Here is a 25,772-nt window from a genome sequence, read left to right on the forward strand (position 1 = left end):
AATTGGAATTCTCTTACTTATCATCACACAATTCACTGGTCTTTTCTACTATTTCGATGACCACAATCTTTACCATCGCGGTAATTTCTATCTTCTTTCGCAAGCAATTGCGGTCTTGGGAATCGCATTATGCCTCTTCATGTTGATCTCATATCGCAAGAATCTTGATCGCATTATTTTCCTTTCCATGATGTCGTTCTTCGTACTACCAGTATTGGCGACCATCTACCAAGCACTGGCATACGGTTTTTCATTGCAATGTTTGGCGATCGTGATTTCCACACAGATTATGTTCGTCATGGACACCGTGGAAATGAACATGCGATTCCACTCGCAACAGGCCGCCTACGAAAAAGCAAGGTACGAAGCCGAACATGACGGCATGACCGGTTTGCTGAACAAAGAAGCGGGATATAAACACATGCGCAAATACTTCGACCGCATGGATTTGCACGACGAAGCGATGCTGATGTTCGTCGACATCGACGATTTCAAAATCATCAACGACACATACGGACACACGGTCGGCGATTTCTGGATCCGCGAGACCGCATCCCAGCTTCGGCACATCTACCGGCAAGATGACATCATCTGCCGATACGGCGGCGACGAATTCATAGTACTTATCCGAAATACCGCCAGCGAACAGGTGCTCGAAACCACGCTGGGCATGTTCTTCCAACAGTTGACACGCACCTCGGAACAGCGCGGGCAAGACGTGCATTGCAGCGTAGGCGTGTGCCGCATTGCCGCCATCCGCATCAGCGGAAACAGGGATATCAGCAGAAACACGGATGAAGGAAACGGCGAAGATACCAGAGGCGGCGTGGATTTCGACCAATGCGTCAAACAGGCCGACCTGGCGCTGTACGAAACCAAGCGATTCAACAAAGGAACGTTCACCGTCTACAATTACGACCGTCCCAGCCAGCATCCGCAATCTGTGCCTAGGAACGGCCGGAAAGTGTGAGGAAGACGAGAATCACATTAAGCGCAACAATCAGCGAAACAACTACCATATTGATCGCGAATTTCACCGGACCATCCACATAGTCGCCCATTAATGAGCGATCGTGAGTGTATTTCATCAGCGGAATGATCGCGAACGGAATACCGATCGACAGTATCACCTGCCCTATGATCAGCGCCTCCGTCGGATTCTTCGCAAACCACAGTACAATCAATGCCGGCACAAGCGTCACCACGCGGCACGCCCACATCGGCGCTTTGACCCGCAACAGTCCATGCATAATTTCGGCGCCGGCATACGTGCCGACCGATGTGGAGCTCAGACTGGAAGCCAACAGTCCAATCGAGAAAATCGTGCCGACAACAGGGCCCAGAGCGGCGGCGATGGCATGCTGCGCGCCTTCGATCGAATCAGTGCCGGTCACGCCATACAGCGAATTCGCCGCGAGAATCAGCAGCGCCAGATTCACCGTGCCGGCCAGAAGCAACGCCCATACCACATCGACCTTGCTGCCATGCAGCAGCGTCTTGATGTCGGGCTTCTTTTGCCCCGCGGAATAATGGTCATTGACGAGTGTGGAATGCAGGTAAATCGCATGCGGCATCACCGTGGCTCCCAGCATCGAGGCGGCCATGAGCACGGTCGCGGACCCTTTGAAACGCGGGATCAAGCCCGTTGCCACCTGCGTGGGATTCGGCGGGTCGATGAAAAGACCCGCGATGAAGCCGAACGTGATCACCAACAGCAGCGCGATGATCATCTTCTCGAAAAGACGATGCGTAGGCCCCTTCTGGAAAATCAGCAACACCGTGGAAATCGCGCCGATAATGCAGCCGCCGACGAACAACGGCAGACCGAACAGCAGTTTCAGTGCAATCGCTCCGCCGATCACCTCCGCCAGATCCGTGGCGATGGCGATCACCTCAGCCTGCATGAAGAACATGAACCGGCCGGCATCCCCCAGACGTTCGCCCAGAATCTCCGGCAGACTCCGGCCCGTGACGATGCCGAGTTTGGCTGACTGGTATTGGATGAGCACGCTCATGCAGTTGGCCAGAACGAGCACCCATACCAGCAGATAGCCGTATGTGGCTCCGGAAGTAACATTTGCAGCCACGTTGCCGGGGTCCACGTATGCCACAGCCGCCACAAAAGCGGGGCCGAGGATGCCGGCGAGCGCGTGCCCGTAATGCTGGTGAGATTGTGGTTGCGGAGTAGTTATTGCATTCTTTGAATCCATATTGTCCTCCATATCCGCGCAATGTTATAGCGCGCTTACCTGCATGGAATTGTTACGGCCGTTACGCTTCCCGCTAAACTGGTGTGGAGAACATCGCATATTCGATTCAAGGGGTTGTTTCCATGGCTACTTTCCATACTCCGATGGTTACGCTTTCCGACGGCAATCTGATTCCGCAGATCGGTTTGGGCGTACTGCGCATCGACGATGAAGGCGTTACTTCCGTAGTAGAAGGCGCGCTGGAAGTCGGATACCGTCACATCGATGGTGCCGCGGGATACAACAACGAGGCCGGTGTGGGGCGTGCGTTGCGCAATGCGGGCTTCACGCAAGGCGAGCATCGCAAGAATCTGTGGGTGACCACGAAGCTGCGCGATTCGGAACAGGGGTACGATTCCGCGCGCAAGGCGTTCGACCGGCAGCTTAGTCTGCTGCAGCTCGACTACGTGGACATGTACATGCTGCACTGGCCGACGCCGTTCGACTGGCGTTCCGGCGAAACGTGGAAGGCATTCCAGGAGTTTCGTGCGGAAAACCGCGTGCGCACACTGGGCGTGTGCAATTTCATGCCTGAACATCTTGACCGCTTGTATGAGGAAACCGGTGAATATCCGGCCGTCAACCAGATCGAACTGCACCCGACCTGGCAGCAGCGCGAAGTTGTGGAATACTGCAAGGCGCATGGCATTGCAGTGGAAGCGTATTCGCCGATGGCCCGCGGCGCTGATTTGAACGCTGGAAATGGCACGATCGAACGTATCGCAGCCGCGCACGGGGTCACCCCGGCACAGGTGATCCTGCGCTGGCATATCGAAAATGGAACAATCATCATCCCCAAGTCGACGCATGCGGAACGACAGAAGCAGAATCTCGATCTGTTCGGTTTCGCGCTTGCTCCTGAAGAGCATGCCGCGATTGACGCGCTTGACGGCCCGACGCGCGCAGGTCATGATCCGATGACGTTCACTTACGCCTGATATTCCCCAATTCCGCAATTTCAGTGTGTTGCATGTATTATTTCAATACTTATGGCACGAAAGAATAATCGTAATTCTTATAATTATCGGAATATTGAGCAAGATGTGCGTGATATTCAGCGGGCTGGAAAACGGTTCAAAAAAAGTTGGATTAATGCTGACGGCCCGCTAGAACGCATTCTCATTCTGCTGGTCGTCGTTGCGGTAATCGGCGTCACTATCGGCATGCTTCTGCCGAAAATCAATCCGACCGTAGGTGAGATTACCGGCGAATACACGGCAACCGGCACTGCCGCGGAAACGTTGGAAAAACTTACGGTTGACGACAATCCCAGCAAAGCCGGATATGATCGCGACGCGTTCGGATTCCGAGAAACCGACGACGACGGCAATGGTTGCGACGTGCGCGAAGATGTGCTCGCCCGCGATTTGACGGACGTGCAATATAAGAACAGCCGCAGCTGCCAAGTTGCGTCGGGTACGCTTGATGACCCGTATACCGGTCAGACCATTCAGTTCGTGCGTGGAGTGAAAACGTCTTCGGCGGTGCAGATCGACCATGTGGTCGCGTTGGAGAATGCATGGCAGTCGGGCGCGAACACATGGGATCATACGAAGATGTACCAATTCGGCAATGACATGTACAATCTGCTGGCCGTGGATGGGCCGGCGAATCAGCAGAAGGGTTCCGCTTCGGCCGCATACTGGCTGCCGACGAACAGCGAATACCGTTGCGATTACGTGGCTCGGCAGATTGGCGTGAAAGACAAGTACGGACTGACCGTCACCACGCAGGAAAAGCGGGCGATGCTGTCCGTGCTGCATGGCTGCCCGGCGCAAAGCGTGCCGGAGCGGTGAGGCGCGTGGCAGGTGGCGGAGCGTAGGTGCGCGGTGAAGCGTAGGTGAGTGGCGGAGTCTCCTGAAATGTGTCACGATTCGAAATTTCGGCTGTTTTTTCGAATCGTGACACATTTTTCCTTCCAAAAAAGCAATACGGGGGTATAAACGACATATTCCCAAGGAAAATGCCTCAAAAACATACCCCCGAACCGAAAGTGATGTGTCACGATCCAAAATTTTGGTCTTTTTTTCGAATCGTGACACAAAAAACAAGCCTCCTATATCCTGTGCGCAACCAAACGTATCGGAATGACGCGCGACGAACACGATTATCAGCGGCTTTCAAGGATTCCAGCGCCGATCGCCACAAAAGAGGCACAACACCGAGGAGTCGCGATCATGCGGAAAGCGGGCGGCCTCACGCGCGCACCCAACGAAACCGCATCAGTCAAGCAGCCTAAGCTTGCGGGCTTTCTGATAACGCAGCACCACTTTGCGCCATGGCAAGGGCGTGGTCACCCCAATCGGCCGACCGACGATCGAAGACAACGCATGGGCGACGTTCATGGCGAACGCGGCGCGATGCAATTCGTCGGACAAATCCAGCTGCGTGACCGAAAACACAGTCCAACCAGCGGCCGCAAGACGCGACAGCTTGTTCTGATCGCGCCGATATTGCGCACGGTCAGTACGATGATGGTCACCCTGATAGTCCAGGCCAAAACGATGCTCGGCATCGACAAGATCCAACGTCACCGCAGCGCCATTCGCAAAATTCACGCCGGGGACCACACAGTTCGGTTGCATAATCGGCAGGCCATAACGCACAAGAGTCAGCCTCATTTCGGTCTCCTTGGGGGAATCGCTGCCTGACTGCACGAGCGCCAACGCATCCAGACACTTGCTCCGGTATGGGACGTTCTCAGTTTTAACAAACTCAATCAGCCCCTTGCGAGCGGCGAATCGATGGCGAATCAACGACTCCGCAACCATGACGATGTCCTGGATACCCCACCGGCCGGCAGCCAAAGACCACGCCGGAACGGGCATAAGCACCGGAACTCCAGCAACCTCACGTACGTGTCGCGCGGACAAGCCCTTCCAGACATGCACGGTCACATCGGCCGACACCGATGTGCTTTTCTTCACACGGCCGCGACGAGCCGGCGATTGGGCGACCGTATGAAGTTTCGCCGGGGATTGCGGGAATTGGGAAGGCTGAGAAGCCGACTGCCGAAGACCTGGAATCTGATTCCGAGAAACAGCCTGGGAATCCGGGAAATATTGAAAATCCGAATCCGGGAAATCCTGCCCTAAGCGGATAGAGTGCTCGGAATGGCCGAAAGCCGGACTTTCTCCACTCCATCCATAGTCCACGTCCGTCCCAGCGTAACCGCCTTGCGACGAACGCAGCGAAACAACGGAGCAATCACTATCTGCGGGCAGCTCGACGCCCCAAATCGCGAGCGCGGTCTCGTGACTTACGGGATGCCGCAACTCCACGGACTGGGCAATGCGGAGAATACGCCAGCTGGCTTCGGACAGGATCGCCCGCTGGATCGGCTTGTATGCATCATCAGCATTCATGGCGTGCAATATAAACGATGGCAACGGTTTGATGTGCGTTTTTCCAAAGTTGTGGTCGGAGAACATGCGATTTGGGGCAGTTCAGCATGGCATGGCCGTAATTCCAACGATTTGGAGCGCAACAGCCTGTGGATAACCAATGGAGATGGTTCCAGCTACCACCGCAGCCTTTACAAGGGACGCGGCCTGGCACTTCCGGAAGTGCGGCAAACCGGTATTTCTTTTCGCTTGGGGAATCGGGGATGGATCAGCCTCAGCCCAGCCTTCAAGGCAATTCGGACCAATTCATCACGAACCAGCACAAACTAGTCTCAAGCGAGCCTTGAACCAGCTTTGGAGCGGAATCTTCCGCTATAAATGTGTCACGATTCGAAATTTCGGCTGTTTTTTCGAATCGTGGCACATTTTTCCTTCCCCAAAAACAATACGGGGGTATAAATCGGCGCATTTCCAAGGAAAATGCCTCAAAAAACATACCCCCGAACCGAAAGCGATGTGTCACGATCCAAAATTTTGGCCATTTTTTCGAATCGTGACACAAAACAAGCGACACGGGCAGTACCGGAAGAGTAGGTCCAAGGCCTGCTCTGGAAAGGGCGGAGCTGGCGCACAGATAGCGTGGGCAGTGCCGGAAGAGCGGAATCAAGGCCTGCGACGGAAGCGAGGAGGGCACTCAGGGGAGGAGAAGGCATGCGGAAAGCGGGAGCACTAGGCGGCGCGAAACCAAACACGCGACACTAGGCACGGGTGGTGGCGCGGGCTATGATGCGGGATTGGGTGGTGATGAGCTCCGGTTCCAACGTACGGCTGCCATCGATGCGGTTGATGATGCGGCTGACCGCGGTCGGCGCGATCCAGTCGAGGCAGGAATCCATGGTGGTCAGCGGCGGCTGGAAATATGCGGCTTCCTCGTTGTTGTCGAAGCCGATCACCTGCACCCGGTCGGGCACCGCGATGCCGTTCGCTGCCAAAGTGAACAGTGCGCCCAACGCAAGCTGGTCGTTGAACGCCACGATGCCATCGAAGGGGATGCCGGAGTCGACGATGCGCTGCGTCATGCGCGCGCCCGAGCCGATGGTCCAATCCTGGCCGACGTTGGGCACTAGCCGTGTGTCCAATTCGACGCCTTGGTCGGCACACGCTTCGAATATGCCTCGCATGCGCAGCTGCGCGTTGCCTTCCACGGCGTCGCGCAGCTCGAGGATATGCTCCGGATCGGTTCGCGAGCCGATCACCGCAAGATTCGTGGCACCGTGGTCGAACAGGTATTGCGCGGCGAGACGCGCCTCCTGGACGTCGTCCGGGGTGACATGGTCCGCCTTGCCATGCGTGGACCGCGCGCCCACGCAGACCAGCGGATAATCCACGTCCAGGTCCTCGGGATCGAGATCCTCGACTTCGGAGATGGACAGGATCATGCCGTCCGACACCGTGGCATTGAAGTTTCGCAACAGCGCGCGGGCACCCTGCGCGGATCCTTCCGCATACGTGGTGATGTACACGGAATAGCCGTAGATGCGGGCCGCGTCGATCACCCGGTTGGCCAGTTCGGCCAAATATGGCGCGGTCAGGCTCGGCACCGCGAGCGTGATGAAGCCGGTTTTGCCGCGATTGAGATTGCGGGCCGACACGTTGACGCGGTAGCCGAGCCTGTCGATGACGTCCTGCACTTTTTCGCGTGTGGCGTCGGCCATGCGGCCGGAATGGTTGATGACGTTCGACGCGGTTTTGAGGGAGACTCCGGCCTCTTGCGCCACTTCACGCAGTGTGACGCGTTTCCTGTCGGACTTGTCCGGCTTCACTTCGGCCATATCTCCCCCTAACCGCATCCGTCATCGATATTCGACTTCCGACTTTACCGCCTTACCACGAGCACGCCGTTGCGGCGCACGGTGTACGAGCCGGGCTTTTCCTCCCGATCCGTCTGGAACAGGATGACCGGCTCGCCTTCGATGCCTTGCAATTCGACCGTCTTCTTGCCACGGGGCAGGTAGAAGTCGAAGGTGGCGTCGGCGGAGGCGCGCACGGTGTGCAGCACGTCGGCATTCTCCTGCGACGAGGCCGCGAGATATGCGCGGACCAGCTTCGTCAGATCGGCCACATCCAGGTCGCAGCCGACGAAATACGCTTCGCCGGAGCCGTACGGATTACGGGTGACCGCGGCCGTGCCGTCGAGCTCCCATTCGTCCGCTTCCTCGCCGGCGTACGTGGCAAGCACCTGCGCGTGTTCGCCGGTCACGTTCACGTCGTTCTGCCACAGGCGGGTCGTGGTGCCGTCCAGCGCGGCCGAATCGTCGGCGGACGACAGTCGGATCTCGCCCGGCTCGCCTTCGGCTTCGGCGCCGAGGATGTTGAATTCCTCGCCGCGGACGCCCAGCATCGAGCGCAACAGGCCATCGCCCGCGCCCGGGTATCCGCCGAGCCAAGTGTGGAAATGCTCGTCGATCAGTCCGGTCGCGTAGCCGACCACCACGCGGCCGCCGGCGGCCGCGAAGTCGGCCAACCGCTGCGTGTCGGCGGTGCTCAGGATCAGCACGGTCGGCAGCACGACGGTCTTGTACGAGCTCCAGTCGTAGGCGAGCGGCACGATGTCGGCGCGCGAGCCCGCGTCCAGGAACGCGCGGTACCAGTCACGCACGTCATGCCAGTGGTTGAGTTTCATGCTCGGCAGGGTCTGGGAGCGGGTGGCCCATTCCGATTCGGCGCTGAAGAGGATCGCCGTGTCGGAGTGCGCCAATTCGGTGCCCTGCACGCCGGCGTCGGCGAGCGTGTGCAACGACGCGCCCAGCTCGCACACCTGGCGGAACAGCTTCGTGTCCTCGCCGGCGTGCGGAACCATGGCCGAATGGAACGCTTCGGCACCGAACGCGGACGCGCGCCACTGGAAGAAGTTGATGGCGTCGGCGCCCATGGCCACATGGGCCAGGGAGTCACGCACGGTCTCGCCCTTGCGCTTGCGGGTGTTAAGCGGCTTCCACTGCACCGCCGAGGTGGAGTGTTCCATGACGTACCACGGCTTGCCGAGCGCGAGCGAATCCATGAGAGCGTCGGAGCAGGCCAGCTCGTCGAGGTGGGATTCGCCCTCGTGGAAGTAGTGGTCGTTGGATACGAAGTTCACTTCCTTGGCCCAGGCGGCGTAGTCCATGCAGCACTGGTCGGTGGAGACCATGAAGTTCGTGGTGAACGGCTTGTCGGGGCAGATTTCGGCGATCGCGTCGCGTTCGGCTTTGTAGAAGTCGAGGAGCATGTCGTTGCCGAACCGTTCGAAGTCGAGCTTCTGGCCGGGGTTGACCATCGAGTCGGCGCCCATGAACCGTGGGATGAGCACTTCGTCGAAGCCGTTCATCTCCTGGCCCCAGAAGGTGGTGCCCCACGCCTGATTGAGCGCGTCGATGGTGCCGTACTTGCGGCGGCACCATGCGCGGAAGGCCTCGAGCGCGTTGTCGGAGTAGTCCTCGCGGTTGTTCCACCCGTATTCGTTGCCCATGTGCCATGCGGTCACATACGGGTTGGTGCCGTACCGTTCGGCGAGCTTGCGGCACAGGGTCAGCGCGTATTCCTTGAACACCGGGCTGGTCGGGCTCCAGGATTGGCGCGAGCCGGCGTTGACCGGATGGCCGTACTTGTCACGCGGAAGGACCTCCGGGTGGCTTTCGTACAGCCACAGCGGCGCGGTCGCCGTCGCGGAGGCCAGGTCGACCACGATGCCGGCATTGCCGAGTTTGTCGATGATGCGGTCGAGCCAGCCGAAATCCCAACGATCCTCGGTGGGTTGGATGCGATCCCAGCTGAAGATGGCGAGGGCCACGGTGTTGACGCCGGCCTGCTTCATCAGGCGGATGTCGTCGTCCCAGATGTCCTCGGACCATTGGTCGGGATTGTAGTCGCCACCGAAGGCGATGCCGCGGCCATCCGCGGTCAGCAGTTCCGGCCATTCGAAGTTGCGTCGCGCACTCACGATTATCTCCTTTGGTAATTGGCATAAAGCCATGGTTTTTTGTATATTACATTCGTTATTCGCCCACCGGCATGTGGTACACCGGTGTAGCATACACGTCGGTGACGTCAGCGACGCACGCATCGGACTGCTCCAGGCGGGCCGCCATCGACGATGTTACCTTCACGCGGACCCCGCGCCTCAGCGGCGTGACGACCAGCGTCAGCTTTCCACCAGCGGCATCGATGGCATCCGCGTAATCGCGCAATCCGACCTGCCATGTCTCGCCGTTGCAGAAATTATCGGCGATCAGCACATCGCCGCAGAACAGCCAGCCGATATCGCCCTGGTATGCGATGTTCAGCATGACATCGGCGACCTGCCGTTGATCGCGGAAAAGCCGTCCCATGCCAGCCGGCAAAGCGATTTCGTACCGATCGGCGTGCAGTCTTCTCAGACGCGCATACACCGATACGGGCTCCACCGGCCGCGGAGAGCCGAGCAAGCCTTCCGGATATGCGGCGATCCCGTTTTCGGCGCGGGGCGATTCCAGCGTCCACCCATCGCCGTCCTCGTACAGCAACGCGTTGTCGTCGTCGACGAAGGCGAGGCCTCCGTCCAACACCGTCATCCGCCCGGCGAGCGCTCGTGTGACGCATACGATCTCCGCCGCGTCCCGGACCATGAAGCGTTCGAAATCCGCCTTGCCGACGGTGACGTCCTGGATGTCGCCTTCGAAATGGAACGTCAGCTCATCCATGCCATCGGGCTTGAGGAACACGAACGTGCGGAACGGTCGGCCCGGCACCCGCAGCACGGTGACCGGCTGCAGGTTGGCGCGGACGAGCCGCACGCCGTCCAGATCCATGTTGAACGGCAATATGCAGTTCTCCCCCTCGGCGAGGCCGATGCCGGTGAACCGTATGCGCTCACCGGTACCCGTCGTCACGTCGATTTGCTCACCGTGACGGCTCGGCACGCGCGCATGGTCCTGGAAGTTGTCGATGGACACGAAACCCCGTTCGCCATCGCTGCGCACGGCATACCGGAGGGTCTCGGAGTCGGACGGATCGATGCGGTCCTGCCCGTCCTGCAACGAGACCGGCATTCCGGCGAGTTCCGGCCCGAAGGCTTTGACGAACTCGTGCAGGGTGCGCAGCCGCCGGTAGGATTCCCGCACCTGTCCGAATTCGCCAAGGGGCGCTTGGAAATCATAGGAGCGTTTCGGGGTCTGCCCCTCATTGAGGAATCCGGCCGCGCCCTTCGGGTTGGTTCCGCCATGGAACATGTAGTAGCCGAGGAAATCGCACCCCGAGCCGAGCTTGATGTTGGCCATCGCGTCGACGGAGCGCTTCGGCAGCACGAAACGGTAATCGTACGAATTGAACATCCCGCCGCCCATCTCGCAGCAGGCGTACGGGCGGCTGTCCGGATCGTACGGGGGATCGAAGCCGTCGCTTGTGCTGGAGCCATGCAGCCTCCGGTATCGGTACTCGTCGGTGGCGGGATGCTCCGTCATCCCCTCGGCACCGACGCCGTCGTAGAACAGCCACGGCCGGTACGCGTATCCACCCCACAGCGGCAGCATGTCGTCCGGAACCGGTGACTGCCAGCCGGTGCAGGTGAACATCGGCGGGTCGATGCCTTCCTCGATCGCGATGTCGCGCAGCCGTTCCAGGTAGCCGGCCCCATCGTGGCCGGACGGCACCCATTCACGGCTGATGCCGGTGGTCATCTCCCAAGGAGCCGACGACGCCATGTACTCGTTGTCGACCTGGGCCGCGATGATCGGCCCGCCATCCTTGAAATACAGGCCGCGCAGCTGCTGCGCGATATGCGCGTAGAGACCGCGCACCGCATCGAGGAAGCCGGCGTCGAGGGAACGGACCTCATACGACTTGCCGTACAGCCAGTCGGGAAGTCCGCCGTTGCGCACCTCGCCATGGCAGAACGGTCCCAGCCGCACGATGACGTGCAGTCCGTGCCGGACGCACAATTCCACGAATCGGCGCACGTTCCTGTTGCCGGAGAAATCCCACTCCCCCTCGCGCTCCTCATGGTGGTTCCAGAACACGTAGGTGGATACGACGTCGATGCCCGCCGCGGCCATCTTCGCGAGTTCCGTGTCCCACCGTTCGGCGGCGATCCGCGAATAGTGCATCTCGCCGGCGATGGGGATCCATGGCGATCCGTCACGGGTCAGGAAGCGGTTCGTGGCGCCCAGGGTCCCGCCATCCGGCCCGCATGCGGCTGCGGCGCGGATGACGGGGATCCCGTATGCGGGCGTCCGCGCGAACTTGCTGGCTTCCGAAAGATCAACCTCATAGCGCATAACGCTGCTCCTTGTCGAATTCCCGCAAGCAGGAGGACCGGTCAGCCCTTGACCGAACCGGCGACCAGGCCGGCCACGATCCAACGCTGGCAGAAGATGAAGAACACGAACACCGGGATGAGCGCGATGGTGGTGACCGTCATGAACAACGGCCAGTTCGTCGTGAAGGTGCTGATCGCGTTGAACACCTGCAGCACGATGGTCTGTTTGTTGGTCGACGAGATGTACACGCTCGGCGTCATGAAGTCGTTCCACGTGCCCATGGTCTGGAACACGATGACGGTGGTCAGGATCGGGCGGATCAGCGGCAGCACGATCGTCCAGAAGATGCGGAACGGACCGGCGCCGTCGATACGGGCGGCCTCGATGATCTCATACGGCAGGCCGCGCATGTACTGCACGATCAAGAAGTAGCAGAAGGTCGCGCCGCCCGTGTAAAGCACGATCAGGCCGAGCAGCGAATCGACGAGACCCACCTGTGCCTCCATGCGGTACTGCGGAATCAGCAGCGTCTGGCCGGGGATGATGAAGGACAGCATGAGCAGCACGCCGATCACGGCGGTGAACTTGCTCTTCTTCAGGATCATGCCGTATGCGGCGAGCGCGCCGAACAGCACCTGCAGGCCGACGCCGACCACCGTCACGATGATGGTGTTCTTGAAGGCGTTGACAATGGGCAGATGCCCGAATGCATACGTGTAGTTCTCGAAATTCCATGTCTTTGGTAACCCAATCGGGTCCATGGACATCTCGGCGCTGCTTTTGAACGTGTTGATGACGATGACGTACAGCGGCACCGCGCAGATCAGCGCGATAGCGATGACGACGACGGAACGGATGATCGAGCCGATACGCTCGCGTTGCTGCAGAGTCATGACAGCCTCTTTTCTACCAGATTGGTGATTACCTGCTGCAGGGCGACCAACAGCGCGCAGCAGATGAAGAAGATGACGCCCAGTGCGGAGCCCAGTCCGTACCGGCTCGAACCGATGCCCGTGAGGATGATGGACTGGGTCACGGTGTAGGTGGAGTAGCCCGGACCGCCGCTGGTGAGGCCATACGGCAGATCATAGACCTTCAAACCACCGGTAAGCAGCATGAAGATGCTCACACCCATGGCCGGAACCATCTGGGGCAGTGTGATGTTGAAGAACTGCTGGCGACGGTTTGCGCCATCGACGGCGGCCTGTTCGTAGATATCGGCGGGGATAGCCTGCAGATACGCCAGATACAGCGTGGCGTGCCAGCCGATCTGAGCCCATACCGCTACGAAAATCACACAGAATTTGGCAAGTTCGGAATTCGACAACCACGGAATCGCATCGATGCCGATCTTGGCGAGCAGCGTGTTGACGACGCCGGACTTCAGCGGGGAGAAGATGTACTGCCAGACCAAGCCGAGCACGGCCATGGACGGCACCGAGAAGAAGAAGAACAGGGAACGGGCGAAGTTACGGCCGAAGAACTTGCGGTTGAGCACCACAGCCAGCGGCAGGGCGATCACGGTGATGAGCACGGTGGTGGCCACCGTGTACAGCAGCGTGAAGCCGAGGCCCGCGAGCAGCGTCGGATCCTTGAAGCACTGCACGTAGTTCGCGAACCCCACGAACTTCGCGTCCGCGAAATTGTAACCGGAGTAATCGGTGAAGCTGAACACCAGGCTTTGCAGGAATGGGATGAGGATCACCACGATGAACACCACCATGATCGGCAGCAGGAAGCGTGCCGAGGCGAAGTTCTCCATGAAGTTGCGGTGACGACGCTGCTTGAGATGCAACGCCTCTACCTGATCAGCGGAATGTGGACGCGCCGCTGACGCTGTTGATACTGACATGTTGGTTGCTTTCTACAAAACGTGAGATTGGCAGGTCCAGGCGTGGCGCGGACGGAAGGGTCCGCGCCAGCCTGCCGCGATGGATGTCTGTTCGCGATGGATCAGGAGAGGGTCTTGAGCTTGGAATCGAGGTTCTCCGCGGCCTGCGTAGGGCTGATGGAGCCGAGGGCTACCTGCTGCAGCTGGGTGAAGGTCTCGGCGCGCAGCGCGGTGGTGCCCTTGCTCCAGTGGGCGGAATTCAGGTACACGTTGCCGGTCTTGATGTACAGGTCGTAGGCGTCCTTGAAGTGGTCGTCCACCGTGGCGTTGAAGCCCTTGACGGACGGGATCAGGCCCAGCTGCTTCTGGTACAGCTTGAGGCCCTCGTCGGAGGTCAGGAAGGTGAAGAACTTCTCCGCGGCCTTGAGCTTGTCTCCGGAGATCTTGTTGTTGATGCCGAAGGCCGGATCGATGTAGCCCGGCGCGTACGGGGTGTCACCCTTCTTCAGCATAGGGATCTGGCCGAAACCGTAGTTGAGGCCGGTCTCATTGAAGCTGTCGATGTCCCACGGGCCGGAAGGATAGACCGCAAGACGTCCGGCGGTGAATTCCGACTTGACCTGGTCGCCGCTCAGGCCGGACACGTCGGAGCTCATCAGGTTCTGCTTGATCAGCTTGTCCCATTCGCCGTAGTACTTGCCATACACGTTCTTGAACGTGTCCTTACCGGCGTCGATCTTGGCGTCGAGCGCCTCGCCCTGCTTGGCGGATTCAGCGCCGATCCAGCCCTCGACGGCGTTGCCCAGTCCATCCTTCGGCTCAAGGTATGGGGTGATTCCCGCGGCTTTGAGTTTGCCGCACATGGTCAGGAATTCATCCCACGTCGCCGGGATGGAGTCGTAACCGACCTTCTTCAGCAGATCCTTGTTGTACACCCAGGCATTGGTCCAGGTGCTCACGCCCATGGCGTATACTTTGCCATCCACGCTATAGGCCTTTTTTGCGGCATCGCCGATTTTATCCATGAAGCTTTCATTGCTCAGGTCCTTGGCGTAGTTGCCTTTGACCAGATCGCTCAACGCCTCCGGAGGAACGATGTAGACGTCGGCCAGGTTTCCGCCGGAGATTCGAGTCTGCAGCGTCTGCTGGTAGCCACTCTGGGAACCGGTGGTGGTGCTGTAGTCGATCTTGATGTCCGGATTGGCCTTTTCGAACGCGTCGATGATCGGCTGGTACTTGTCCTGCGAATTGTTCGAGAAGAACGACAGCGTGGTCTTGCCGTCGGCGGCGTTTCCTCCACCGCACGCGGCCAGCGGAACAAGCATCGCCGCAGCGGCCACCGCCGCAATCATCCTGATGGATTTCTTCTCCATGATGTACTCCTCCTTGTGTTCCATCATTGGCACCCGCTTTACGTGCGTTCATTCGTCGAACCCACTCCAGCTGCGGTAGATACACGTCAATATGTCTTCAACTGACCATTCAGTTGATTCGGGATATTTCCTTCCCTTTTTGGTATAACTGTGTACCTGTTGAAACAGTATAGGTTTTCCGGTGTACCATGTCAATTCAAACAAGGAAATTTGCATCCCATCGACCGCTACCCCTACAAAACATCGGCGTGTCGTATACCGGCAGCACCGTCGACAGCGGACGACGACCCGCCCGCACCATCCGGAGACGCGCAGCCCGAAAGCGTATTGCGGGTGGGCAGGACGCATGTGGACAAGTCGGTGTATTACGGGGGATTATTTTTCCGATGAATTCCCCAGTATTAGTTGGGATTGAAAAGATGCTGAAAGTCCACAGATAAAAAATCGGCGGCCCCAAGGAAATATCCTTGGAAGCCGCCGATATGCTTGCGTGCGTCGCGCTACGGGCTCAAGCGAGTACACAGCGTGCTACGCAGACCGTGAGCAACACAGACCGCGCGCTACACAGAATCGCAAGCTACAAACTCAGGAACAGCTCGTGAATGCGGGTATCGTCGGTAAGTTCGGGATGGAACGCCGTGGCGAGGATGTTGCCCTGGCGCAAGCCGACCACATTACCGTCGACCGAGGTCTCAACGGTCGCGGACGGCCCAACCTCGGCCACGAACGGTCCACGGATGAACACGAGCGGGAAATCCTTGAGCACCACGTCGGATGGGGTATCCTGCGGCACGCGCTCCCCCGGCATAACCGAAACGGTATTCGCATCGTCAGAGGCACCGAAATCTGCGGTCGCAACGAATGAACCAAGCTGACGGCCGTACGCATTGCGGCGCACGACAGCGTCAAGCGCGCCAAAGTAGACGTTCGAATCGTTATCCAGCTTGCGGGCCAGCAGAATCATGCCCGCGCACGTGCCGAACACCGGTTTTCCGGCGGCGATATGTGCTGCGATCGGCTCAAACAGGCCGGTCGAACGCAACAACTTGCCCTGCGTGGTGCTTTCGCCGCCAGGCAGAATCACGCGATCGATTGAATCGTCGAAATCCTCGGCGGCACGCAGCAGTTTCCACGGTGCGCCAAGCCGATCCAGCATCGCGGCATGCTCGGCGAACGCACCCTGCACCGCAAGAATGCCAGTCACGCCATGTTGTGCGGAAGCCGCACCTTCGGCAACGTCGGCCGATTCTTCCTTCGAAATGTATTCAACGGCAACAACCATCGGATCTCCTTACCCAAACCCATCGAGACCATCACGAATCACGCAAAACTGGCGGCATAAGGCGACCGACAGTCACACCCCATCCGCCCGCAATACGTGAAATTACAGCGAAATCACTCGCCGCGGGCGGCCATGATGGTTTCGATCTCGTCTTCGTTGATGCCGACCATGGCCTCGCCGAGGTTCTCGGAAAGGCGGGCGAGCAGGTCGGCGTCCTGCCAATTGGCGGTGGCCTGCACGATGGCAGCGGCACGCTTGGCCGGATCTCCGGACTTGAAGATGCCGGAGCCGACGAACACGCCTTCGGCACCCAGTTCCATCATGAGCGCGGCATCGGCCGGAGTGGCCACGCCACCGGCGGCGAAGTTGACGACCGGCAGACGACCGTTGTCGTGCACATACTTGGCGAGATCGTACGGCACAGCCAGCTGCTTGGCGGCCTCGTACACTTCGTCGTCGCGCAAAGAGACGAGCTCGCGGATCTGCTTGTTCATGGTGCGCATGTGGCGCACGGCCTGGATCACATCGCCGGTGCCCGGCTCGCCCTTGGTGCGGATCATGGAAGCGCCCTCGGCGATACGGCGCAGCGCCTCGCCCAGGTTCTTCGCGCCGCACACGAACGGCACGTCGAACTGGTTCTTGTCGATGTGGTACACGTCGTCGGCGGGGCTCAGCACTTCGGATTCGTCGATGTAGTCGATTTCGATGGCCTGCAGAATGCGGGCTTCGGCAACATGACCGATACGAACTTTTGCCATGACCGGAATGGACACGGCCTCCTGAATGCCCTTGATCATGGCCGGATCGCTCATGCGGGAAACTCCGCCGGCAGCACGAATATCAGCCGGAATGCGTTCGAGCGCCATCACCGCGCACGCGCCTGCATCCTGTGCGATCTTCGCCTGCTCCGGGGTGGTGACGTCCATGATCACGCCACCCTTGAGCATCTGTGCCAGATTCTTGTTCAGTTCGTTCCTGTTGTTGGCCATCGCCAGCCTTTCGTCGAATCGTATTCCACTCTTCTGCAAAGCGGATATCTCTTGACACAGATACTAACGATTTTTCATTACAAAATCATGCGAACTGAATATTTGCACGTCTCAAAAAGTTGCTTTTCTTAAATCTTGACAATCATTTTCATGATTGTTTCATTTTCTTACGATTTCGATTCCGTCGACGATTCCACAATTTCGCCCGCTTTTCTTACCTGTCATACGTTGTTTGCTTTCGATTCGCGCGCACAGTGCCTTTCGGCAGCGCTTTCGACGCACGTTATAAGAAATATGAATGACGCACGATTTTCATACGACCACATCGCGGACAGGGGTGCGATGCGCACACACTTGCGCAACACTGCGTGACACTGCATGCGCCACATAATGCTGCAAGGAGCTCTACATACGCAATATGCGATCGGCGACGCGCATGGTGGAATCGCGGTGCGACACCAGCACGACGGCACTCCCCTGCTCGGCGAGATTGTTGACCGATCCGAGAATCACCGACTCGTTATAGGCGTCGAGACGGCTCGTCGGCTCGTCGAAGAGCACCAGATCGGCGTCACGCAGGAACATGCGGGCCAATCCGATGCGCTGCTTCTCACCCTCCGAAAGGCGGCCACCCAGCTCACCGACCTGCGTATCCAAGCCGTTCGGTAGCGCATCGACCAACTCGAGCGCGGATGCCTTGGCGAGCGCCTCGCGCAATACGGAATCGGGGATGGCAGAAGCTGCGGAATCGAAAGAATCGCAGGCAATAGTGAGATTCTCTCGAATCGTACCATCAAAAAGGTAAGTTTCCTGCCCCATCATCGTCTGCACACGGCGACGCCAGCCAGCGTCAACCTGAGGCAATGGAATATTCGACAGCGAAATCGTGCCGGAATCCGGATCCCAATAGCGTATGAGCAGCTTCAGCATCGTTGATTTTCCACGGCCGGACGGGCCTTGAATGCCAAGAATGCCATGCCGTGGAACATCGAGTGAAACATGCTCGAGCACGGGGTGCGCGGCACTGGAATTGTAGCCGAATGTGACGTCGCGCATTGTCATGCCTTGATATTCCGGGCGTTCGGCACCCTGCTCAACCACAGCGGGAACCTCATCCATCAACGCGAACAGGCGACGTGCCGAAGCAAACGTTTGCGTCAAATTCGCCGGAAGCGCGCTCAATGCAAGCGTCGGACCAAACGAGCTGACAAGCAATACGAAAGCCGCAACCAGCGCAGGGGCGTTCGAATCCGCGGAACCCATCCAAATCAGGCCTTCCGGCATATCGGCGGCAGTGGAAACCACGGTGCACAACGTCATCACAAGGAAAGCTGCAATCGCGGTAAACAGCATCACCAACACCGCGCCCAATCCTGCAAAACCACCATTCTTCGCACTCAATCGCAAACGTTTGCTCCACAACGAAAGGGTGCACCGAGCGATGGAAGCGAGCCGGGCACTACCTTGACCGAAGCGGATGATTTCGCCGATACCGCGCATATCGTCAAGCATTTCGTCGCCAAGGGCGGCGGATTCCTCGCGGAGTTTCGGACCGATGCCTCGCACCGCCGACGCGAACAACTTTGGCAGTATGACGCCGACGGTGAGGTGCGCGATGACCAACGTCACAGCGAGGGGTGCACTTAGGGTGAGCAGTGCGAGTGTGTAGACGACGGTGGTCACAACGGCAATGACAATCGGGCTGATGGTGTGCGCGAAGAAGATTTCCAACAGCTCCACGTCGGTGGTGACCAGCGCGATCAGGTCGCCCTTGCCTTTGCCTGCAAGTTTGGCCGGGGCGAGACGCCGCAGAGCCACGAAGGCTTTCGTGCGGAACAATGCAAGCAGGCGGAACGCCACATTGTGGTTCATGAACTGTTCGGCATAGCGCATGCCGCCGCGGATCAGAGCGCAGACGGCCATGGCGGTGAGCGCTGCGGGAACGCTGAGATTCCAGATGGGCGAGCCGACGGCCGCGAAAGCCGCCGCAACGCCGAATACCGGCAGGAAAGTGGCGGCGAGATGGCCGAACGTGCCGCAGACGCACGCGACGATCATGTACTTGCGCTGCGGCCCAACCTCTTTGAGCAAACGCGCAATCACCCGCGCCGTCGGCATTGCCTTCGCGTCCGATTCTGCCGAATCGAACATACGAACGCCCGTTTTCGCACCCTGTGCGTCCGTTTCTGCAGAATCGGACACTTGGAGACCCATTTCCGCACGCTGCGTGACTGATTCTGCAGAATCGGACGTTTTAAGTGCGTGGGATGCAGAGGTGAAATGGGTTGCGTTATTGCGTAGACCTATGTTTTCTACGGTTTGTTGGGTGCGGAACAGTTTGGCGTACGTGCCGTTGGCACGCATGAGTTCGACATGTGCGTCCTGCTCCGTCACGCGCCCACGTTCGAACACCACCACATAGTCGGCATCGGCCGCATTCGCCATGCGATGCGTCACCATGATCACGGTTTTGCCGCGATCGGCAAGCGCACGAATGGTTTGCAGAATCAGGGTTTCGCTTTCCACATCGACGCTGCTGGTGGCTTCGTCGAAAATGTAGACGGCAGACTCCCGCAGCAATGCGCGAGCGATGGCGATACGCTGTTTTTGGCCTCCAGACAGATTGCTTGCGCCCTGTTCGATGGTCATGTCAAGTTCTTGCGATTGTGCACGCACGAATTCGTCGATATGTGCTGCTTCCAGCGCTTGCCACAGTTCGTTTTCGGTGGCATCCGGCTTGGCCATCAGCAGATTGTCGCGCAACGTCCCTGCAAAAAGGTGGCTTTGCGCCACCACGATGGCGATTTCTCTCGTAAGGGATTCGATGGAAAGATCGGCGATTTGGTACCGTTGCGTCGAGTTATTTCCTATGTTTCCGGGCCGCAGCCATATATATCCTTCATATCCGGAAAGATTTCCGGCGAGCAGTTCGACGGCGGTAGACTTGCCGGATCCGGACGGGCCGACGATGGCGGTCACCTGCCCGCGCCGCGCAGTGAAAGAGACGCCATGCAATGCGACGACCGAACCATTGCCATCTTTCGGCATGCCTGTTTTTCCGGCACCAACCACACCGGACTTTTTCCCGGTTTCCCCGGTTTCCACATCCGCCGCAGCACCTGCAGCCACGTCCGCATATCGGAACGACACGTCATCAAAGCACACGTCCACACCGTTATCGGAAGCGCCGAATTCCGGCATTCCCTGCATTCCGTGCGCAGGAATCGGCGTATCAAGCAATGCGAAAATACGCTTGGTCGAAGTCATACCGTTCATCGCAACATGGAAGAACGAACCCAATTGGCGCAGCGGAATGAAGAAATCCGCGGAAAGAAGCACTATTAGCAGCACGCCGGCAAGCGGCAATGCGGCACCGTTCGCATACTGCCAGATCGCCACGCCCACGCCGGCCGCGGCACCCCCGTATGCGACGACGTCCATGGCGGTGAGCGAGCGCAGCTGAATTTGCAGAACATTCATGGTCATTACGCGGAATTGTTCCGCCTGCTCGTTCATTTTCTTGGCGGCATGAGCATCCGCGTCAAAAGTTTTCAGCGTTTCAAGACCTTGTACATTGTCAAGAAACATAGATCCCATGTCGGTGTATTTGCCCCAATATTTTTTGAATACTCGGGCTGCACGCATTGCGACCATGCCAACAATCAATACAATCAACGGCGCGCATACAAGCAATGTAACAGCCGTCGGCATATTAATCGGCGCAACTATAAAAAATAACGTTACCGGCGCGAGAATCGCATAAAACAGTTGTGGCAGGAATAATTCGAAGAAGCTTTGGATTTGTTCAATGCCTTCACCGGCAGATTGCACCACATCGGCAGTACTGATATGTTGCGAATACGACGGTCCAATCGCAAGCATTTTATTGAATAATTGTTCACGCAAAGCGAGTTTGACACGCTCGGCCGCTTCTGCGCCGAAATAGGCCGCGGCGCGCATCATCAGAAAACGCAGAACCGCACAGACCACAATTGCCAGCGCGCATCCGATATACGTTTCCGCACTGAATCCGCCGTAGCCAAGGCCGACGAACATGCGGGAAAGCAGTCCACTATCGCCCATGGAGAACATTGGATCGAACGCCGATTCCACCACGGCAAGCACCGGCGAAAGCATGACCACCACCGTCACCACGAATACGACGTTGGACAGCAGCCCGATCCATTGGCAGAACACTTTCGCCGCAACCAACCTCCCCACGCCGGGAGCGAGGGAGAACAGCCTCTTGTCAAACATAAACACCTTCCGTCCAATGAGCGCACTCGCGTTGCCAGCTCGCCTACGGCCCAAAGCGCAATCGCCATGCATCCAACAAACGAATCGCAACAGGCCAATACGGGAAAACCGGTGCGTGGCAAACCGTTTTCAGCCTATCCAAGGCAGCTCGCAATCGTCAAGGGCGCATTGCATACAGCGAACCGTCGCAATCGAATTGCCATAATCGACCTCAAATCAGCAACGTTGAAAAGAGAAAGGCTGGATGTTCGCCGTTGAGCAGGCAGCCCTCTGACGCAAGGGGTAAATTGCGTCACTCGTGAGTGTACTCGATAAAAATCGCTCGCACCACCATTTCTTCGCATTTCGCTGATTTTACCGTCGTTTCGGGGATATTCGGGAAGCATGGCAGCACCCCCGCAACCGTTACGTCAAACTTTTTTTGAACAGACACAGCGCGACACCCATCGTTTGACTTTTGACGATTTTCAATCGTTTGTCAGTTCATACAAAGTTGCTCAAATATTTCTTGTCGCTTCTCACAATGCAGACTTACGGACCCGTAACTTACCATATACGAGGTGCGCAAGGGGTAGGTAACGCGGACACACGGTTTGCATCGCTCCCGCACGCATCACAAGCAGAAATACGCGGAAATAACGCAAAAACCGCGAGAAAGAGAACGCTCCATGCTCACCGAGTACACCGCACCGGGCGAATCCGTCGAGGTCGGCGACGACGAATCCATCTATTCCCTGCTTACCGGACGCATCGCGCGCACTGGCGAGAATACCGTGATCGCGGAACGCAAAACCGCCCCCGGCCAATGGATGAAGGTCACTACCGGCGAATTTCACAAGGATGTGATCGCCGCCGCCAAAGGTCTTATCGCGTTCGGCATCGCCAAGGGCGACGCCGTCACCATCTTCTCCGCCACCCGCTACGAGTGGGGTGTGCTCGACTTCGCACTGGCCGCAATCGGCGCGGTCAATGTGCCGATCTACGACACTGATTCCGCAGCGCAAGCCGAGCGCATCCTCAACGATTCGGATGTGAAACTGGCCATCGCCGACAATCGCGAGCGCTTCGACCGTCTCGACTCCGTAATCGACCGCTGCCCGTCTCTCAAGCACATTCTGATGCTCGATTCCAACGCCATGGGCGCGTTGGAAGGCTTGGGCGTCACCGTGTCCGACGAGGAGCTGGAAGCGCGCATCGATTCGGTGCATGCAGACGATCTGGCCACCATCGTGTACACGTCCGGTTCGACGGGAGCTCCAAAGGGTGCCGAGCTTTCGCACCGCAATTTCATATCGATCACGCGCGCGGGCAGTCTGGCGTTGCATGAGATCGTTCTCGAAGATCATCCGCGACTGCTCCTCTTCCTGCCGCTCGCCCACTGTTTCGCACGGTTCATCCAGTACGCGTCGATCGCTTCCGATGACGGCGTGGTCGGCTATCTGCCGGACACAAAGACGTTGCTGCCCGATTTGCGTTCCTTCGAACCGACATATCTGCTGGGCGTGCCACGAGTGTTTGAGAAGGTGTATAACGCAGCCTCCCGCAAGGCCGGCATGGGTTGGAAGGGACGCCTGTTCCTCAAGGCTGCCGAGGCCGCACGCGATTGGTCGCGCATGCAGCAGGCTGGTGAGAAGCCGACCATAAAGCAGACCGCCGAGCATCTCTCGTATGAGGCTTCCGTATACCGTACCGTGCGTGGCGCCCTCGGCCCGCGCATCCGCTACGTGGCATGCGGTGGCGCTCCTCTGGACGTATCTCTGGCGCATTTCTTCAACGGTATCGGCCTGCCGATGATTCAGGGTTACGGTATGACGGAAACCGCTGCGCCGTTCGCAGCCAACCGCGTCACCGACAATGTGATCGGCACTGTCGGCCAACCGGCTCCGGGATCATCTGTACGCATTTCCGATGATGGCGAACTACAGGTCAAGGGACCAAACGTGTTCAGAGGCTACCATAATCTGCCCGAGAAGACGGCGGAAGCGTTCACCGAGGATGGATGGCTGAAAACAGGCGATTTGGCGTCGATCGACGACGAAGGACGCATTACGATCACTGGCCGTAAGAAGGACATCATCATCACTGCCGGCGGTAAGAACGTCTCCCCGATTCCGATGGAACAGGAAATCGTGAAATGTCCGATTGTGGAGCATGCGGTAGTTGTTGGCGACAATCGCCCATTCATCGGTGCGCTGGTCACGCTGGATCCGGAAGGATTGGCAGCTTGGCTGCCGTCCGTAGGATTGTCTGCAGACACTCCGCTCGACCGCATCGCGACCGCCGCTGCCGTACATGATGAGATTCAGAAGTATGTGGACAAGGCGAACGCAACGGTTTCGCGCGCCGAATCCGTACGAAAGTTCGTAGTGCTAGATACCCAGTTCACGCAGGAAAACAAGTGCCTGACCCCGTCGCTGAAAGTGGTGCGTCCGGCAGTGAACCGCGTGTTCGCGCAGGTGATCGATCAGCAGCTGTACTCCGGCAAGCGCTGAATGGGGCGATCGTAGAGAAAAATACGGGCCGTCGTTGGGATTTCCCAGCGGCGGCCCGTATTTTTTTATTGCATCTTCGATGACGCTCGCAGCGTCATCGAAGATAACGTGCGCAACGCTCCGTTATTTCAGTGACGGTTGTTGAGACGGTGGTACATTTCGCTCAGCTGCAGTTCCTTCTCGAACTGGCGGGCGGTGGTGTTCTCGTCGATGACGGCGAGCTCGACACCGGCGATACGGGCGAAGTCCTCCCAAGCCTCACGACCGACGGAGGTGGTCATGCAGGTGTGGTGGGAGCCGCCGGCCGCGATCCAGCACTGCACGGCGGTCTTGAGGTCCGGCTTCGGCTTCCAGACAGCACGTGCGCACGGCAGGTTCTTGAGGGAACCCTGCGGCTCGACGATGGAGACCTCGTCCATGAGCAGACGGAAACGTTCACGCTCGTCAGCCATGGAAACCACGACGGCGTCGCCAGGCTTGCCAGAGAACACCAGACGCACCGGATCGGACTTGCCGCCGATGCCCAGCGGGTAGATGTCCAGCTTGGGCTTGGCGATGGTACCGATGGACGGGGAGACTTCCAGCATGTGGGAACCCATGTCGAGCTCGTTGCCGGCGGTGAAGTTGTAGGAGTAGTCCTCCATCAGGGATGCGCCACCTTCAAGGCCGTAGCCCATCACGGCGCCGATGCGCACCAGCACGGCGGTCTTCCAGTCGCCTTCGGCGGAGAAGCCCCAGCCGTACTCGGACGGGAATCGCTGCGGGCCGACACCCGGCAGCTGCGGCAGGGCACCAAGGTCTTCGAAGTTGTCAACGCCGGCGGTGCAGCCGTTTTCGCGCATCATGTTGACCATGGCGCACTCTTCCTTGGCAGCGATGAAGAGCTCGTCGTAGCGGGAGTCGAGCAGCTCGGGAGCCACGTCGTACTTGGCCTTGTAGTCCTCGATGAGGGCCTTGACCTGATCGTCCTTGACCTTGTCGTAGGCAGCGACGAGTTCGTTGACGGCCCAGGTGTTGATGGAAGCGCCGAACACGCGTTCGGCCTCGGTCTTGTCGCCCTCGGTGACGGCGACGTTGCGCATGTTGTCGCCCCAACGCATGACCTTCATGTTCTGGGATGCGTTCCAGCCGGCGCAGGCGCGTGCCCAGGTGCCGACCTTTTCGGCGACTTCCGGATCGGTGTAGTGTCCGACGACGATCTTGCGCGGAATGCCGAGGCGGGACACCATGTAGCCGAACTCACGGTCGCCGTGGGCGGCCTGGTTGAGGTTCATGAAGTCCATGTCGATGGTCTCCCACGGAATCTCCTTGTGGTGCTGGGTGGCCAGCTGCAGCAGCGGCTTGGTAAGCACTTCGAGGCCACGGATCCACATCTTGGCCGGGGAGAAGGTGTGGCACCAAGTGATCACACCGATGACGTTCGGGTTGGCGGAGGCTTCGGTCATGAAGGCCTTGACGCCGTCGGAGGACTTCAGGGTCGGCTTAAGCACCACCTTGACTGGGATCTTGCCAGTTGCGTTGAGCGCGTCAACGATTTCGCCGGTCTGCTGAGCCACCTGGCGCAACGCTTCCTCGCCGTACAGGTCCTGCGAACCGACGCCGAACCAGACTTCCTTGCCTTCAAACGGGTTTTCCATTGCCATGTGATTGTTCCTTTACTTCGTTGTTTATGGAATTTTTAAT

16 protein-coding genes are annotated in these 25,772 nt (G+C 58.6%); 4 read left to right on the forward strand and 12 right to left on the reverse strand.

What is annotated here, in order from left to right:
- Window positions 1–139 precede the first annotated feature (139 nt).
- On the forward strand, window positions 140–970 hold the full coding sequence (locus CE153_RS08960) for a GGDEF domain-containing protein (RefSeq protein ID WP_236824433.1): 831 nt from the start codon (window positions 140–142) through the stop codon (window positions 968–970).
- Here the strand turns inward: CE153_RS08960 and CE153_RS02680 are convergent.
- On the reverse strand, window positions 948–2,210 hold the full coding sequence (locus tag CE153_RS02680) for an Nramp family divalent metal transporter (RefSeq protein ID WP_236824434.1): 1,263 nt from the start codon (window positions 2,208–2,210) through the stop codon (window positions 948–950). The two genes, CE153_RS08960 and CE153_RS02680, sit on opposite strands and share 23 nt — an antisense overlap.
- 122 nt (window positions 2,211–2,332) lie before the next feature.
- On the opposite strand from CE153_RS02680, the gene CE153_RS02685 reads away from it, so the two are divergent.
- Window positions 2,333–3,187, forward strand: a complete 855-nt coding sequence (locus CE153_RS02685) for an aldo/keto reductase (RefSeq protein ID WP_039200024.1) — start codon at window positions 2,333–2,335, stop codon at window positions 3,185–3,187.
- A gap of 51 nt (window positions 3,188–3,238) precedes the next feature.
- A complete protein-coding gene (locus tag CE153_RS02690; protein ID WP_236824435.1) occupies window positions 3,239–4,045 on the forward strand; it encodes an HNH endonuclease family protein in 807 nt (268 codons plus the stop codon).
- Between the two features lie 426 nt (window positions 4,046–4,471).
- Here the strand turns inward: CE153_RS02690 and CE153_RS08810 are convergent, their stop codons facing one another.
- The 10 genes from CE153_RS08810 to CE153_RS02740 form a co-directional block, all read right to left on the reverse strand.
- Window positions 4,472–5,614 (reverse strand): hypothetical protein, encoded by a 1,143-nt coding sequence (locus CE153_RS08810; RefSeq protein WP_236824436.1) that lies wholly within the window; start codon window positions 5,612–5,614, stop codon window positions 4,472–4,474.
- Window positions 5,615–6,351: 737 nt separating this feature from the next.
- Window positions 6,352–7,425 carry a LacI family DNA-binding transcriptional regulator gene (locus tag CE153_RS02700; RefSeq protein ID WP_011743697.1) on the reverse strand — a complete coding sequence of 358 codons (1,074 nt, stop codon included), beginning with the start codon at window positions 7,423–7,425 and terminating at the stop codon, window positions 6,352–6,354.
- 44 nt (window positions 7,426–7,469) lie between these two features.
- On the reverse strand, window positions 7,470–9,572 hold the full coding sequence (locus tag CE153_RS02705) for a beta-galactosidase (protein WP_021912791.1): 2,103 nt from the start codon (window positions 9,570–9,572) through the stop codon (window positions 7,470–7,472).
- Between the two features lie 55 nt (window positions 9,573–9,627).
- Complete coding sequence (locus CE153_RS02710) at window positions 9,628–11,883, reverse strand: beta-galactosidase (protein ID WP_033501407.1); 2,256 nt, start codon at window positions 11,881–11,883, stop codon at window positions 9,628–9,630.
- Between the two features lie 41 nt (window positions 11,884–11,924).
- Complete coding sequence (locus CE153_RS02715; RefSeq protein ID WP_003809794.1) at window positions 11,925–12,758, reverse strand: carbohydrate ABC transporter permease; 834 nt, start codon at window positions 12,756–12,758, stop codon at window positions 11,925–11,927.
- Window positions 12,755–13,627 carry a carbohydrate ABC transporter permease gene (locus CE153_RS02720; RefSeq protein ID WP_003809796.1) on the reverse strand — a complete coding sequence of 291 codons (873 nt, stop codon included), beginning with the start codon at window positions 13,625–13,627 and terminating at the stop codon, window positions 12,755–12,757. Before CE153_RS02720 ends, CE153_RS02715 begins: the two co-directional genes overlap by 4 nt.
- 191 nt (window positions 13,628–13,818) lie before the next feature.
- Window positions 13,819–15,096 (reverse strand): ABC transporter substrate-binding protein, encoded by a 1,278-nt coding sequence (locus CE153_RS02725; RefSeq protein ID WP_236824437.1) that lies wholly within the window; start codon window positions 15,094–15,096, stop codon window positions 13,819–13,821.
- A gap of 550 nt (window positions 15,097–15,646) precedes the next feature.
- Window positions 15,647–16,351 carry a pyridoxal 5'-phosphate synthase glutaminase subunit PdxT gene (gene pdxT / locus CE153_RS02730; RefSeq protein WP_099595037.1) on the reverse strand — a complete coding sequence of 235 codons (705 nt, stop codon included), beginning with the start codon at window positions 16,349–16,351 and terminating at the stop codon, window positions 15,647–15,649.
- Window positions 16,352–16,464: 113 nt separating this feature from the next.
- Window positions 16,465–17,340: a pyridoxal 5'-phosphate synthase lyase subunit PdxS gene (gene pdxS / locus CE153_RS02735; protein ID WP_004223372.1), complete on the reverse strand. Its 876-nt coding sequence runs from the start codon at window positions 17,338–17,340 to the stop codon at window positions 16,465–16,467.
- Between the two features lie 405 nt (window positions 17,341–17,745).
- On the reverse strand, window positions 17,746–21,597 hold the full coding sequence (locus tag CE153_RS02740) for an ABC transporter ATP-binding protein/permease (protein ID WP_099595038.1): 3,852 nt from the start codon (window positions 21,595–21,597) through the stop codon (window positions 17,746–17,748).
- 668 nt (window positions 21,598–22,265) lie between these two features.
- Here CE153_RS02740 and CE153_RS02745 point away from each other — a divergent pair.
- The gene (locus tag CE153_RS02745) at window positions 22,266–24,089 is read left to right on the forward strand and encodes an AMP-dependent synthetase/ligase (protein ID WP_099571761.1); all 1,824 of its coding nucleotides are present in this window, start codon (window positions 22,266–22,268) and stop codon (window positions 24,087–24,089) included.
- 128 nt (window positions 24,090–24,217) lie between these two features.
- Here the strand turns inward: CE153_RS02745 and araA are convergent, their stop codons facing one another.
- Window positions 24,218–25,732, reverse strand: coding sequence for an L-arabinose isomerase (gene araA / locus CE153_RS02750; protein WP_099595039.1), 1,515 nt, complete (start codon window positions 25,730–25,732; stop codon window positions 24,218–24,220).
- Between the last annotated feature and the right edge of the window lie 40 nt (window positions 25,733–25,772).

Source organism: Bifidobacterium sp. N4G05, from assembly GCF_002742445.1.
Taxonomy (GTDB): domain Bacteria; phylum Actinomycetota; class Actinomycetes; order Actinomycetales; family Bifidobacteriaceae; genus Bifidobacterium; species Bifidobacterium hominis.